This is a genomic window from Thalassotalea litorea (genome assembly GCF_005843925.1).
Lineage (GTDB): Bacteria > Pseudomonadota > Gammaproteobacteria > Enterobacterales > Alteromonadaceae > Thalassotalea_A > Thalassotalea_A litorea_A.
On record NZ_VCBC01000018.1, the window covers coordinates 49068 to 64671 of the forward strand.

A 15604-nucleotide genomic window follows, 5' to 3' on the forward strand; every position below is an offset into this window, starting at 1 on the left:
AATCGACATTTGAATATCAAACCTTAAATTCCGAAAAATAAAATCATTTTTTGGTGCTTTCTTCATATATATGTGTCGATTGTAAAGGCACGCCCCCGGTTCGGATTGACTTCTTAAATCCGAATTTCATTTTTTAGTCTATGAACCTACTCAGGTTCAAATACATATGGAGTTAATTCTATGACTATAGGGACTTACAGCGGATGGACTAACCGTGCTACGTGGCTCATTTACGTGTGGATGGATGAAGAGCCGGGACTTCAAGAACACTGGCTTGATCTAGCGAAAGATGCCGGCTCGACTTACGACTTAGCACAGCATATTGAAGCTCATGATATTGAATTCATGCCATTGGTTGGTGGCGTCTATTCAGACTTAATGTGCACGGTACTGGTCGAGATTAATTGGCGAGAGATTGCCGAACACATTTTTGAAGAAGCACATTATTAAATGAGAACAGTAATGAAAAATTTAGTATTACAAAAAGTAGGCGATAGCTTGCTCGTATGTAGCCCAGAAACTGGTGAATGTAGTGGCATAGTGATGGATGAGGGTTTAATTACATGCTCTGATTGTATCGAAATAATACAATTGTCTCATACGGTAAATTTTAAAAGTGCTTGAGTCGTCAAAGGCCTAGGGAGAGATATGGCAACCACCAAATTAGAAATAATAGACACAGCCATCAAAATTGGGTTAGGTAGCCACCTGGCGATGGTAGGTACGTTTTTAGTTACTAGACTGAATCACCAAAATGAACTGAGAAAAGAAAGCCGTAAAAGGTTTTATGACTCGTTAGAGGGCGTGAGTAGTAATATCGAAGAGATTACTCATATTTCATTGTGCAATAGTTACTGAATGGGTTAGAGTCAACGCCCGAGGTAAGGAGCTGTCTGAGAAGCGCATCAAAGAATTAGTTAAGTTCAAAACGGTGCTTTTCGAGCAGTTCAAGAACTTGACTGTAGCTGAATCTAAAATTATGCTGCTTGGCTTGCCTGAAATAGCGACTCAACTTAAAGAGTACGGTGAGTTTTTGGCTGAGTTCCGAAGAAGATTCTACGATGGAAAAAGTTCATTAACCGAGAGAGACATGGATAATGTCAGGATTGAGCTGTTAAACAAAAGAAAAGCTATCTTTGACGATCTCGCACAATCCTACAGAAAGGGTGTTTAATGAATAGCTTTTGGTTCACAATTTAATTGCATATGAAATTACAAGGAAGTAAAAGTGGCAAAATTCTCCTATAACTCACTAAAAATACTATTACTTATTTCTTTGGTTACATTTTTGTTCGTTGGAGCAAAATTAATATATGAAGAATATGAGCGTAACGAGAGATTGAGGGCAGAGCTAAATTACATGACGAAGGACCCTTGGCAGTGGCATGATGAATCCAGACGAATTCAAATAAAACCAATATCAGGTAGTCCTATCTTTGGCTCTAGTACCTTACGTAAGGTTAACATGGACGAGTATTACGTCATTGTGGCTTACAAAAACGAAGATCATAGCTTAACTGCAGGTGTTATCTTTCTACAGGAATGCGAGCCAAATAGAGTAATTGATACATCTAGACGTTACTCCGATGGAGAAGTTAAACAGCTTTCCTGTTCAAAGGGCGGTAAAAGCCTTCGCCATTATGCCAATTTCAACAATGGAGATACGAGTTTTGTTTGGTCTGATAACTTGGATGGTTTCAAGTTTAGAGTAAATTTTGCTGAGTGGGACTTCTCAAGACTAGATAAAGAAATAACATTATCAAAAGCCAAACCAAACGAGCCTTTTAGTGGGGTAGCTCCAGATGATTACATAACTGAGGTAAAAGGGAATTAACTGCGGGTCGGGCTGTATTACGGGAGGGAGAACCCAACACTACGGGGTTCTACTGAGTTGTCAATCATGGCCTAATTGGGGTGAAAAAATAAAATTTGTGAAAATCCCCTCCACAGCCGCCAAGCCAGAGAGGGGGAACCGACGTGCTCCAGAGTTGCCCACAGTGACGCCGTATTTGCGTCCGTGCGTGGTACCCATCCATGAGGTCAGTTTTTGCCGCCGTCGATCACTCTGAGGCCAGGTCGGGGCGAGTCCAGCGCTTCCACCGCCGCCCGGAGTTTGGCCGAAGCCGCCTCGGACGCCTCCTGAACCGTCTCCTTGTTCAGGTGCGAGTAGCGCTGAGTCACTGCTGGATCTGAGTGGCCCAAGATCTGCTGCACTTCGTATAAGCTACGTCCCGAGTTTACGAGTAGCGAAGTATTACGCTAAAGGGACCTTTAGTGTCATGAAACAAAGAGGTTTTGGCTACTACTTCTTACCAGCCTTTTCTTTAGCCGCTTGCTGTTCGACGATGATGTCGGGCAAGTCGTTCTTGAGTAGCTTTTGCATCCGCTTCTTGAAGTCATCGATGTCGCCCAACTTATGCAAACGTCGGGTTTCTCGCTCTGCTACTAATATGCCTTCTGCCTTGAGGGCCGCCGCTAAGAATCCGGCATTGTTGGCGCTCTTGGATGCATATAGGCTATCCAATATCTTGGCGCTGAAGGTGTCGTGCTTGCTGAGAGCTTTCTCAATGTCGTCCAAGGCTATCCACTCGGGCGAGAAGAAGCCGCCAGTGTTGTTGGTGATGACTCGGAAAAGGTAGGATTTATCAGTGGGGTTGTAGCAGACGTTGTAGGTCAGGGTGGGGTTGTCAGATGCGGAGACTTTGCCGCAGGTGTCTTGCTTGATGATTCTCATTTGAACCTCCTTTAGTTGTGTTCATATAAGATGCTGATTTTTCCGCAGGCAAGGGTTTGCGCATAATAGGAGCCAAGAGATATCTCTACAAGAAGTGTCTTTTTGCAATCATCTTTTTCTTTGCTACGCTTTTCGAGTTAGCTGATACACAATGATTTTTTTACTGATAACAGAAATATATCGGCCAATTAAGAGGTTTATTGATTTAGTCTTTTTCTTTTTGAAACACTTTCACCTGGCAAGTACTAGTGGAGTTGAGGTGGGTGCTAAGTCAACCGCTTTAATAAGTAATTCTTGATATTAACGGTGTGGTTAAATTCTTCAATTACAGACTACGATAAATTAGGCTAAATCACAGAGAGGACTACTTTAATATGAAAGGTAGTATGGACTTTATTAGATCTGATAATGAATCAAGTCACATAATCGATTGTTCAAAACTGGAACCCGCGGACATTATACTTACTGGCAACGATTCAATACCCAGTGTAGGAATCAAACTGCTATACAATTCAAAATATTCCCATGTATCAATTCACGCTGGAGGTGGGTACGTAATAGAGGCAGTCACTTCTAAAGGGGTACATGTGACCCATGTACGTAAGATAATGCAAGAGGAACTGACCAGCCTTAAAATATTACGGCCAACACTGAAAAGCTCTACTAAGGAGAAGGTGTCACAATATGCGATAAAGTTTATAGGAGAAACCTATGGGTGGAGGCAAATAGCAGCTAAAGCGAAAATACTTAAGCCGTCTGAGAGAAGTAAAATTTGCTCAGAATTAGTGGCACGATCTTTCTCTGAGGCGCATGCGAACTTTTTCGGGAAGAAAAAAGCTGCGGATGTCGTTCCAAAAGATTTTGAAAATTCGCCAGATTTTACTGATGTTACCCAAGAGTTAATAAGGAAAATGAAAGTTTCACAATCTGAAGTGTTAATACCATTGAATGAGATTTCGATTATTCAGCATTGTGATTTTATTGGTCACCGACAGTTAGAAGACGATATTTTGAATAGCATCATAACGGAGACGAATCGTATTAAAAACTGGAGAACCCCAAACTCGTTTATTGGCTTTTTCAAGCAATTGGAACTTTCATCTTATGACAATCGTGAAGCTTGTGAACAGTTAGACAAACATTTTGATATGTTAACTATGGAGTATCAAGAATCTCTTTTTTTAAACGTAACACCTAATGGGATGTTAGGAGAACTTGGTCTCGATGGCCTATTTAATTATGTTTATGAAAAAATTTATCACAATGGAATTATAGGCATGATCGATCTAAAAAATAATGACGTTAAAGAAGAACTAGAATTATTTTACAAAGATGCGGTTTTGGGACAAAGATGGTTAAAAACTTACAATCAATCTTTAAGAAATTATTTCACTGATTTAGAAGAAGCATTGCCTCAATACGCATTTCCTAAAATTATGACACAGTGGATAGGACATAATATCGAAATGAATGAACAAATTATTGCTGGTATATACGATTTATTCCCCAAAACAATAATTGACTAGGTTTTCCTTTATTTCCTTTACTAAGAGGAGAGATAGTGCGCAACGTGGCTCATCCATAAGCTCGGTTGCGCATAGCTTCATCAAGGAGGATGGTGCTAAGGGAATTATGAGTACACACTATCCGATAGGCAAAAACTATTTATAGCCAGCTGATTTATAGGGGCTGCAGGTTGGTCTCCGGATACCTTACTGCTCTCTGGTAATGACCTATTTGACTCGACCAACATTGTGTTCCGTATGCTCACTTCATTAACTTTAACTAAGCAGCTTCCTTTAAGAACCTAATTATCGGTTCGATTGTTGCACGCAAGCTTTGAGATACGGATAAGTTTGCAATGATCACACCTAAAAAGCCATCTAAAGTATTGAATTGAGTTCCACCTCTACTTCTTTTTGACCTATAAAATTGTTTAGTAAACCTTCTGAGGGGCTCACTAAGCATTTTACCAGGAATAAGGTAAGCAGCATTTTCATCAATTATTCCATGCTGACTATAAAAGTCGTCGATTTCCTGAGAAGTTACTTCGGAAGGAATTAATTTATCTATCGTTTCACTTATTGAAGTGTCACATAATAACCAAGATGTTCCATTGTTCGAAATGTGAATGGAATCATCGGACCACGAAGGTTTATTTCCAGTAATAGTAGGGGCGATTACTCGTTGGTAATAAAAGCAAGCTTTCAACATCCTCTCAACCTGATTGTTAATAGCGCTCAAGAATTCTTGGAATTTTAAATCATCGCGAATTGATGATGCAGTGCCCTTTAATGGCACTGCAAGTGAATAAGATATAATGTTGTCACATAAAAAGTAATTCTCCAGCGAATATCTAGCCAAAGTAACTAACCTTTCATCTTGTGATGCTATTGGGTCAAAGTCTCGGTCTACGATATAGCGAACATTATTACCAGTGTAGCTTTCAAGAAAGTTAATAACATTAGTCTTGCCTTTTACTTGAAAAACTTCCCATTGGTGTTCTGAACCTGGCGAAAGAACTGAACAAAATAATGCACTATATGCAGGTACATCATCAACTCCTTCCACTATCACAAACTTTGTTGAGGGCCTCCTTCTTACTTGACGGAGTTTTTCATCTATTGAAAATTGAGGGCGACTAGACATTAACTTCTACACTCCTCAATATTTATTTCTTTTGCGTCGTTTTCAAAAATAGCTGGGGAGTGCGTGGCTACTATCACTTGGGTATTAGGTGAAAGAGTACGTATTGCAGGAATTATTTTTCTTTGCCAGTCCAAGTGCAGTGATAGCTCAGGCTCATCGGCAATAAAAGATGAGGCCCCCTCATTAGATAGAGCGACCCTGCCTAGAATAGTGAGAATGTGTTTTTCTCCACTACTTAAATCACTAATATCAATCTTGCGTTCTCCTGACTTGATAGAGAATTCTCCATCTTCGGATAAGAAGAACGTTTTATTCTTAAAAAAATTGTTGATTTGATTTTCGTATTCAATAAAAGTTTTTAACTCGTTTGACTTAGTTTTTTGAACTCCTTCAACTTCTTTGATAATAGATTCAAATTGATTATAAATATGAGTTATTGAAAAAAGGTTAAAGTAACTTTTACGATATTCTTTTTCTACTTTATGCCTTTGGGCTTTCGCTGCGTCGGCGGTCAACTCATTAGTTTTTTGCCAGTTTTCTCTAAACCTTTCGTTTAAGGCTTTCCATTGTCCAAAATGCTCTTTTACTTTTTCAACAGGTACATCTAGCTTTGCTAAGTTAAACTTTTCAACATAAGCATTTACATCAACAACTTCTGGTTCTTTCTCTAGAGCTCTCGTCATCAAAGCAAAAGAACGGGTAGTTTCTCGGACCAACTTCTCGTCTATCATGACTTTTTCAATTATTCTTGATTTCAAAGAGTCGAGCTCATCTTTAATTCGTCGAGTTTTATCTGTATAAGCCTCAATGAACTCTTTCTCCAAGGATACTAATGTTCGAACACTCGGGTCGAGTAGTTCTGATATTTGCTTTTGAGAAAACTTTCTCCTTCTTAATGCTCTGTTAAGCAGGTCGTCATCGTAGGCTACTTCGCCTTCATGAAGGCGAAGTAGCGGGACATGGGTAAGATTGATGTATTTTTTATTGAGTTTTTTGAAGTGCTCAATAAGTTCAGAATACTGTCTCTCAATTAAATCGATTCTAGTGACATCTAGCGTGAACGTTTTTTTCATGGGATGAAAAGTAAATTCAATATTGATTCCTTTCATGCCATCTTCGGACTTAAATTCTGACTTGGAAACTGTAAGCAATTTCAACGCTCTTATTGTGCCTGATTTGGCATAAAAGAGTGATATGGATTTAAACGGAATATCCCTGATACCCTCAAGGTTAACAGTTAAGGAATGCACTATTAAATTTATAATAGATGTCTTACCGCAACCATTATCACCAAAGAGGCAGTTGCAACCTTCAACTAAATCGATTTTATAGTTATTTTTATCTTCGAATAATCCGTTAATTATTATTTTCTTTATATATCCGCTCACCTGAGCTACCCCTGAATTAACTTTTTAGTAACAAGAAATACAATATGTTATCAGGAAGCGAACTTTTTTAATGCTTTAATTTTTGAGTATTTTTAACTATTAGTAAAATTATGAGTCATTTTTTCTTTTGAAGTGGTCAACTAATTCCGGACAGTAAATTAAGTTTTTCTTCCTTAATCGCAGGAGAAATCATTTCATTGTAACTGTGTGGCCTTTGCCAGTTGTAATAGTCCATTAAATAGAAGCTGATATCCTTTTCTGCTTCGACAAATGAGCGGTAACCGATTGATGGAACCCATTCTGTTTTCAAGCTTCTGAAGAGTCTTTCCATCGGCGCATTATCCCAGCAGTTTCCGCGACGACTCATGCTTTGTTTAATTTGATATCGCCATAGCCGTTGTCTGAATTTTGTAGCTCCATACTGGCTGCCTTGATCAGAATGGAACAACAGTCCTTTAGGTTCACCTCGCTGCTCATAAGCTCTATCTAAGGCTTTAACAGCTAAAGCGGCATCAGGCTTATCAGACAAGGCCCAACCAACCACACGGCGCGCAAACAGGTCTAGAACGACAGCTAAATAAATCCACTTGTTACCAGACCAAATATAGGTGATGTCACCACACCAAACCTGATTAGGCTGGCAAACGGCAAATTCACGATTCAAGTGATTTGGTATGTCAGGTCTTTCAACCGTTGCATTCTTATAGGCATGAGGTCCTGGTTGTTTGCAAATCAATTGCATGTCTTTCATGATGCTACGCACCTTGAATATTCCGGCATTTAGACCTACTTCCGAAAGCTTGGCGACTAATGTTCGGCTACCCGCAGAGCTTCGGCTTATCGAAAAGAACTCATTGATCTTTGCTCGAAGCTTTACATCTTCGGGCTTGATTGAATTATCTCGATTCTTGTAATCGTAGTAACTTGAGCGAGGAACATCGAAAATATCACAGACCAATTCTATCGATTCAAACTCACTTAATTGGTCTATCAACGAATATTGTTCATCTCGTCTGACATCAAGAGAGCGGTGGCCTTTTTTAGAATTGATTTTTCACGTTCTAAGCGATTAATTCGAGCCTCTAATTCCTGTATTTTCTTCTGCTCAGAAGTTAAAGCTTTGGTTTGTGGTGTTTCACCACCTCGCTCTTTCTGAAGCTGCTGAACCCAGCGCCTTAACGCAGTTTCACCAACATCAAGTGAACGGCTAGCTTGAGGAATTGGGTAACCTTGATCTAAAACTAGGCCAACGGCTTCTAATTTAAATTCTTCTGTAAACGTACGACGTTTTCTTGTCATGGAACACCTCTAATCGAGTGGCGATAACACCACCTAAATTGGTGTCCGGGATCATTGAATCACATCAGTCAACAACTTCTATAAATTTTTCTCCCCAACTTTCAAGTTCATCTAGCCGCCTTTTATGAAGTATCTCTATGATCCTCTCAGACCCTTTTCCAGATCTTTCTTTTTGGCTATCTTTCCAACGGTCTAAAATATCGCCGTTATTTAAATTCTCATATTCGTTCTTATTTAAACAAGTATCCGCTATGAACTCACTAGTTATGTTTTGTTCCCATTGTTTTTTGAACTTTTGTTCAAGAATAGTGAAATTATACTTTGACATATTTCGTTAACCGGTATGGATTGGGCATTTTAAGTATATACAAGTTTGTTAATTTTATGCTCAAAGCTCACTGTCTTTGCTAAATTACATACTCTATATGTATTTAAATCCAATTTTACAGCTAAGGTGCAAAGTTTGATTGGCTGTGGTAGTTGCCGGAACAGACCAGTGAAATGTCTTTAGATATCATCTAAATTCAAATTATCGGTTCAATTAGTAGGTTGGAGCGTTAGTGCAAAAACATGCAGTTCGCATTCAAGAATTTCCGGCTTAATCAAAATATTATGTAGTTGATTCAGATTATTAGCATTGATATTTTGGTTTGTTTTTGAATGTTACTATTGTTACACATTCGGCTCTATTCGACGCCTGTTCTGGGGGGTAATCTACTTATTGCGTCTGCGTTTTGGAGTTCCTATATTCTTTAACACATAAACAAAATCTTCGTTATCTGGGCGGCCCGCGCTTAATTGGCTCATTTTCTTCAATGGCGATATTATGTTGCTTGGCTTTTCTTCGTGTGGTTCGATTTCCGATAGGAATGAAGGCTTGCTAGACAATAGTTCACCTAAATGTCTCGATTGACGAACCCTTTCTGGAATAATTTCAGAATTTGCAAATTGTGGAGCAAATCGTTGGAGAATCGTTTTAAATACCGAAGTGTGATCGAAAATATGGTTATTTACGGTTCCTGGTTCGATTTTTGGTGAGATAGCCAAAGCTGGTACTCTCACACCATAACAAGTGGCGTTTGGATTCACTAAAGAAATTGGACTGTTACCGTCCACTGGAGGAAATTTTGATTCCGTTGTTCCTGGGGGAGCGACGTGATCTGAAAAACCACCATGTTCATCATACAATACCACTATCATCGTAGAATCCCATTCGGGTAAATCCATTATTTTGTTTATTGTATCCCTGATAAACTCTTGCCCCTCCTTAGTATCTGAAGGGGGTTGATCATCGTTGTTGGGAGTATCATCCGGAAATCCAGTAAAATTGGGATCAATAAACGTTACGGGTGGTAGTGGAGTTGAATCCTTATTCATTAACTCTTCGTAAGGGCGGATCCTTACCTCGTCGAGTCTAAAGTTATTGTATGTCCGTAAAAAGCTGATATTAGATTCGTAATTAACCCAATCTACACCCACATGGTCTAGGACATCAAAAATTGTCAGGTCTGATATATAACCAAAGTCCTCTTCGAAATCGTCGTTAACGAGAGCTGGTGTGATTCCACTGTAGTAGCATGCTCGGTTTGGATACGTTCCAGCTGGAACAGAACTAAACCAGTGATCGCATATTGCCCCATTTTGTACGAGCCAATCATAAGTATCGACAACATCTGGCGTCTGAAACCTTAAAACCCGTTCAGGATCGCTATATTCACTATCTAGGGCATTTTGCCAAAATTTTAAAAGTTTTCGAGAATACTCAGACGCAAAGCCATTCATTTTACCATCATTAATTTGCCGCATTATTGAGCTGTGGTTATGCGGTAAGTTTGGATAAAACGTACGAGATGGACCTCTTCTTGGTACTGCTGTTGTACCAGCTAAGTCTCCCCCGAGTTCTACGGTATCTCCTTTTAATCCTTCAACATCGTCTCTATTACCGTGATCGGGGTGAGATAGATATCCTAACATGTGATCAAAAGATCGATTCTCCATCATGATAAAGACAAGATGGTTGATTTGATTGAGGCTCTCATCTGGAGAAAGGCTAGAGTCAATTGCTAGATCAGAAATGTCGTGATCTATGGGCTTTAATGGGTCTAACGAGATGGAAATCCCCTCAGTAGGTGAACTTTTCCTATGATAGTTCGGATCATGAGGAACTTGGAGCTGCTTGGGGTCAACGGTGAAAATGTAGATGTCTGAATCCGTAGTAGCAAATTTGTATAGTTCATGGTCTCGATTGGCGAGTATGGTCAGATATTCAGTAACATAAGCGCTAAGTTTTTCTGAGTAATTAACCATTAACTTATCAAATTCAATCAAGAGAGATGACAATGCATTGATGATCTCGCTACCTGCAAAAGTTTCTATTAGCCACCCTAAATCAAGACTAGTGGCTTTATTCATAAGATTAAAAGTAGGGGTAATCGAAGTCGTTTTAAATTTATCCCAGGGCAAATCGCCGTAAGGAGCCTTTTTGTATGATGTCGATTGGTGAAGCTTTACATAAAGCTGAGGTTCAATGGTGATACTACCTTCGAAATTAATCCTTAGGAAATTTGTCGAACCGTTAATTGTGATGGAGTCATACCCTGCGTGTAAGCAGACATCCGTAAAATCTTTGGGGTTTGGGTCGTTAAGAATCGGGAAGTAATTTAAAACCCCATCAACGATGTACTTAATTAGGGGGGTGGCTAAATCCAGTTGGGCAGGAGTTAGGCCTGCTATGTTGTTTTCTACTTGCTCTTTTAAGGTCAAGGAAGACTCAAAATAGGCGACGTATAAGTTGTTGGAAAATTCATGAATCAGGTACCTAAATTCGGCGAGCTCTCCCCTAACTTCGCTTAATATAGACTGTGAGGACGAATAGCCGACAATAGTCATGATGTTTGATAGCGCATCAGGACTCGCTATAAGGATGTTTATGTATGCCGAAACTTTTGTATTGAAATCCTCTAAAAGCTCTTTAATTAACTCACCGTGAGCCAGAATTCTAAAGTTAATTGGTCCAAACTCTACATGACCCCCGACATCAATGTACGGGATATCTAAATCTTCGTCGATGGTTGGCAGCCCAAAAATACCTGCGCCTTCGCCTTCAAACCTGACTGTAAGAACATCTTTGTACATTTTAATCTGTGGGCTAACTGACTTGAGAACTCCTGTAATTTTGTTTGTTAAAAATTCGTGTGAAAGTTTCACCTTTGAGTAAACGACTTTGCGGTCAATGTTGATTTTGCAGATTGGGCAAGTAATCGGAATATCATTTGGATTAATAAAGATAACGTCAATTATGTCATGCCCTTCAATACCGGTTACTTCCATCGTTTGAGGCGTGCTACCGTCACTGTGGATAGTTTGTCTTTTTATCACTTCACCATTTTGAAACTGCACCAATACTTCAACAGGCATTTTAGGTTTGGCTGGAGGGTTAATTGGCGGAGGTAAGTCTGGTTGTCTCCAATCGAATAGTCCACCACCTGGGAATACTGGTAAAACACCTTGAGGTAATCGACCTAAAAAGCTCGTGTGTGGTGAGGAAGGTGTTACTGACGGAATCGAATCGGGTCTTGTCGATAATAATGATATTGACGGATTGGCGATACCTCCTAATAACTCGTCATCTAAAGTCGGTGATGTCGTAGGCTGAATTGGTGCGCCGCTTCTTGGTCTGTTGAGTGTATCTAAGGGGATCCATTCTTGAGCTTGAACATGAACTTTTACAATACAACCTGGTGTTGAGCGAAAAGACATTTTTTGGTGAGATCCTGGGCGAAGGCTCAATTTGCTAAAATCCATTGTGTGATCATTTGACGCAAGGTTGGTTGCTTCCAAATCGGTCACATATTTCAAATTATTTTTATAAATGTCCTTCAAACTTAAATTATTAGCAATTTCTTCGAAACTCGGCATGTGCCTGCCCCTTAAACGTTATACAGCGTGTAGGTGAAGTGGTGAATTAAGTTGTTTGATTACTGTGGCCGTTAAGGGTAGGGATTAAATTATTACTGCCTGAATCCCCGACAATGTTGAAAAAGTTGTCTATATCACAAAGCCGGCAAATTACGATCTAGTACATTATTAACAATAGTAGGAATGAGAGAAATATCAATGGCCTAGCCAAGGGAGAATGAAGGGGCGGCGGCGGTTTGTCCCACGGACATTTGGGATAATTCCAGCTAAACATCAAATTTCTAGCTAATAATCCACTTAACACTTCAGCATCATATATCCATGAAATAAATTAATCCGCAATTCATCCGCGCAGGCTCGCGGTTTTTCAATGTATTGATTATCGGGGAAAACAAGAAAACGTGACTAGGGTGCGGGCCTCTCGATACCTTTTTCTTCTAGAGAGGGTGGGGGAGAGATCAACCGACTATCAGAAGAGAAAATTAACGCGGAATCTAGTTAACCGCGGTAACACCTTAACTTTTATATTTTGAATAGGGTTTGAAGTATGTGTCTATGACCGCTTTGTGCCATTAGCCGACGAATTATATTCACCTTTTAATGCTATAAATGGTGTATTTATTTAGGCTTTCAATTGCAACAAGTTTTTTCTACCAATAAAGGCACCACCAATGATAAACATCGGTATGAGCAGAAATAGCCATATTTCGTCATTACGCCACTGGCTTTCAGATTCCTCGTATGACCTAATTGCTTGTCCATCTATATCAATCACCCAAACATTGTGATACACATCACCTGTAAAGCCTGTTCTCGGTATAGTTTCTTTATATCGTATCAATACAGTTTTATCTTTAGACACCTTAAGTGCTTGATATATATCACCAATGCCGCCAAGTTTTGATTGGAAATTGAAAAACAATTCCTTATCAGTAAATTGAAACTTAATGCCATACTTTTCTTTTTTTAACCAGTCAATTTCACCTGATTTTTGGATTAAGGTGTTTTCGTATGGAACACCGCCATTCTCTTCTGTGATATTGATGTAAAGAAAAGCGAACCCCATTACGATAGAAATAATAGAGATGATAAGGTTTCGATAGATAATAAACTTGTTCATTTGTTATTGTTTTGGTCGCTTCCAATGCGATGAGATATAAAGGGCTGCTCGTCGCTCATTTCGGCCCGACGGGGATTAACCGCCACGCCTTTATTTGAAATATTTCGAGTGCCTCGAATACCTACTCTATCAAGATCCAGTTTTTGCTGAAAAAGTTCTTTTTGGTGGCGGAAATATAGACGCCCCCCACAGCCACCGGTGTCAATAAACCAATCTTGCCTGGCTCATTCGAAACCGTTGCAATACTCGTATCTTCTGAGGCCCATGTCATCGAGTCAGTCACGTCTTCAGTAGTCCCATCAGAATAATGTGCTATCGCGGTTAACTGGTAATCACCATCAGAAAGTTTAACGTCTGAGAAATTAATTCTTATGTTTGTAAGCATGGGATCTCCGACCGTTATAACAGCCTTTCCTATCAAGTCCGCATATTGGTATGTGATCGTAGCGGTGCCTTTTTGATAGGTTTTAAATTTAACGATAGCAGCCGCACCACCTGAGTATTGGTTAAGAATTTCTGGGTTATCCACCGTCCAGGTAAATCCCTCATTAGGATAAACTACGGACCCATCACTAAATTCAACACCTATACCAATTTCAAAAGTAACCCCGAGAGGTAACTCTCCCTCTGAATAGGGTTGATTGAATGCTACTGGCACAGCGTCGGTATTTTCAACCGGAATTTCCACTTCCAAATCGCCATACTTAACTGTTAAAGTGCCTCGCATTGGAGCGCCGGCGGTGTAGTAGGCTTCACCTTTAAAAACGTATATCTGCCCAAGGGATGGGTCGCTTAATGTATAAACGGCCTCGTCAGTTACATTCCTTGTTGTACCATCAGACATTTCCCCGAGCACCGTAAAGGTTTGCTGTAAACTATGCGGAACCTTAATTTCATCAACACTCAGCACAAGGCTACGAGGTAAAGCTTCAGTGATATTTACCGAAACGTTATCTGTCAGCCCATAGCTCGAAGCGACAATAGCTGTACTCCCGATACTGTTACCACTGATAACCCCATTTTCATCAACAGTTGCAATATCATTATTATCAGACCAGAAAACAATCGGCGAAGCTGCAACTTCATTGTTATCGGTAAAGACCAGAGTACCTGAGATTTGCTCTGAATGGCCTATAGGAATCGATAACGCTTCTTTCGATAATTCTAATCTCAATGGCACAGAATCATTTATAGTGATGCTTAATGTATTGGATTGAATATCATTGAATGTTGCATAGATATCACTGGAGCCTTGAATCATTCCAATGATTTCTCCATCTTCAATTCTCAGTACGCTTTCGTTGTTTACGTGCCACGTAGGCTTGATATCATGAACGGTCTCGTCGGTATAAATCCCCTTAACGTCAATGGGAAACGGATAGCCGACAGGAATAGCCGATGGCGCAGATATAGTTAACGTTGCCAAAACTGCTGGAGTGGCCTCTAACGTGAAACTTAATTCAAATTCACCGTTACGAATGATAATTTCAGCTTCGCCTTCGCTAAGGGCTTTAGCCACGCCTTGCTCATCTACCAAAATGACGGTCGGTGAAAGTGATTCATAGGTAAAACCTTCGCCCAAAACGGATTTTTCATTGCTTAAAATGGCGACACCCTGGATTTGTGAGCTTGTACCAACCGGAAAGGACGTATGCTCTACCGCATATTGAATACTCACGATTTCGGCTTCACTGATTGAAACTTGCAGTGTTTCGGTAAATTCACGATAGCTGGCTGTTAGCTCCACCACTCCCGGCGATACCGCTACAAATACGTTATCAGAGTTAACGAAACCGATGCCGGCATCGGTCGTTGTCCAGGAAGGTACAACTTGTTCAGTTATGTCGTCATAGAAGCTAGCTAAAACCACTAATTGTTCGTTCTGCCCTTCGATATAGGTACTTTTCAGGTATTGAATAGCGATTGCCGTTAGAGCTGAAGTGACTTCTAATCTGACACTAGCAGATTTGCTTTCATGTGCGGCGGTAATAGTCACATTACCAGGTGCAACAGCGTGAAATGTATTTGATTCATCCACATACGCAATCGAATCATCTGTAGTCGACCAGACAGGTGTTATTGAACCACTGGTATCGTCTTCATAATGCGCTGTTACTTTTACGGGGTATGTTTTAAATTCAAGATAGGAAGTATCTAATCCTTCAATGGTGATACTGGTGACTTTTGCAGGCTTAGCTTTTTCACCACCGCAGCCTACTAATACGGTTGAAACGATTACAATCACCGCGATTATGCGGTACATCAGTCCCTTCATTACAATAATCCATTAATTTTACTTTATAAATCATATTAAACATTAACATCACAAAGTAAATACTTTTCAGTTTCTCCCTAAAACTTCCACTACGTTTGCTTTTATACAATAAACACAGTAGCTTGAGAAACCAGTCAAGGGCCGTAATGAGCTGTGAGTTCAAGCGGTGAGTGCAACGCTATCCTTATACTAACTTGAGGAGCGACTGCATGAAACAGAAA

Annotated in this window: 12 protein-coding genes; 4 read left to right on the plus strand and 8 right to left on the minus strand. The window is 39.9% G+C overall.

The features are described 5' to 3' along the window. Nucleotides 1-180: 180 nt before the first annotated feature. The 3 genes from FE810_RS15475 to FE810_RS15490 all read left to right on the plus strand — a co-directional run bounded on the left by FE810_RS15475 (nt 181) and on the right by FE810_RS15490 (nt 1834). Complete coding sequence (locus FE810_RS15475) at nt 181-450, plus strand: DUF7249 family protein (protein WP_138321298.1); 270 nt, start codon at nt 181-183, stop codon at nt 448-450. Nucleotides 451-648: 198 nt separating this feature from the next. Beyond that, entirely contained in the window at nt 649-858 is a 210-nt protein-coding gene (locus tag FE810_RS15480) for a hypothetical protein (protein ID WP_138321300.1), read from the plus strand. Between the two features lie 370 nt (nt 859-1228). Continuing rightward, on the plus strand, nt 1229-1834 hold the full coding sequence (locus FE810_RS15490) for a hypothetical protein (protein WP_138321304.1): 606 nt from the start codon (nt 1229-1231) through the stop codon (nt 1832-1834). 468 nt (nt 1835-2302) lie between these two features. On the opposite strand, the gene FE810_RS15500 is transcribed toward FE810_RS15490, so the two are convergent. Then, nucleotides 2303-2734: a hypothetical protein gene (locus FE810_RS15500; protein WP_138321308.1), complete on the minus strand. Its 432-nt coding sequence runs from the start codon at nt 2732-2734 to the stop codon at nt 2303-2305. A gap of 386 nt (nt 2735-3120) precedes the next feature. On the opposite strand from FE810_RS15500, the gene FE810_RS15505 reads away from it, so the two are divergent. Next, on the plus strand, nt 3121-4260 hold the full coding sequence (locus FE810_RS15505; RefSeq protein ID WP_246037079.1) for a YiiX/YebB-like N1pC/P60 family cysteine hydrolase: 1140 nt from the start codon (nt 3121-3123) through the stop codon (nt 4258-4260). Nucleotides 4261-4519: 259 nt separating this feature from the next. Here FE810_RS15505 and FE810_RS15510 read toward each other — a convergent pair whose 3' ends face one another. From FE810_RS15510 to FE810_RS15540, 7 genes are all read right to left on the minus strand, one after another. After that, a complete protein-coding gene (locus tag FE810_RS15510; RefSeq protein WP_138321312.1) occupies nt 4520-5383 on the minus strand; it encodes a DUF4435 domain-containing protein in 864 nt (287 codons plus the stop codon). Continuing rightward, nucleotides 5383-6771: an AAA family ATPase gene (locus FE810_RS15515; RefSeq protein WP_138321314.1), complete on the minus strand. Its 1389-nt coding sequence runs from the start codon at nt 6769-6771 to the stop codon at nt 5383-5385. The genes FE810_RS15510 and FE810_RS15515 overlap by 1 nt, the downstream gene beginning before the upstream one ends. 136 nt (nt 6772-6907) lie before the next feature. Then, a protein-coding gene (locus FE810_RS15520) for an IS3 family transposase (protein ID WP_138321316.1) occupies nt 6908-8070 on the minus strand; the annotation gives its coding sequence in 2 pieces (ribosomal slippage) (nt 6908-7815 and nt 7815-8070; 1164 coding nt in all). Between the two features lie 64 nt (nt 8071-8134). Next, nucleotides 8135-8398: a hypothetical protein gene (locus FE810_RS15525; RefSeq protein ID WP_138321318.1), complete on the minus strand. Its 264-nt coding sequence runs from the start codon at nt 8396-8398 to the stop codon at nt 8135-8137. Nucleotides 8399-8784: 386 nt separating this feature from the next. Next, nucleotides 8785-11988 (minus strand): alkaline phosphatase family protein, encoded by a 3204-nt coding sequence (locus FE810_RS15530; protein WP_138321320.1) that lies wholly within the window; start codon nt 11986-11988, stop codon nt 8785-8787. 622 nt (nt 11989-12610) lie between these two features. Continuing rightward, complete coding sequence (locus FE810_RS15535; protein WP_138321322.1) at nt 12611-13108, minus strand: hypothetical protein; 498 nt, start codon at nt 13106-13108, stop codon at nt 12611-12613. 121 nt (nt 13109-13229) lie between these two features. After that, the gene (locus FE810_RS15540; protein ID WP_138321324.1) at nt 13230-15383 is read right to left on the minus strand and encodes an Ig-like domain-containing protein; all 2154 of its coding nucleotides are present in this window, start codon (nt 15381-15383) and stop codon (nt 13230-13232) included. Nucleotides 15384-15604: the final 221 nt, after the last annotated feature.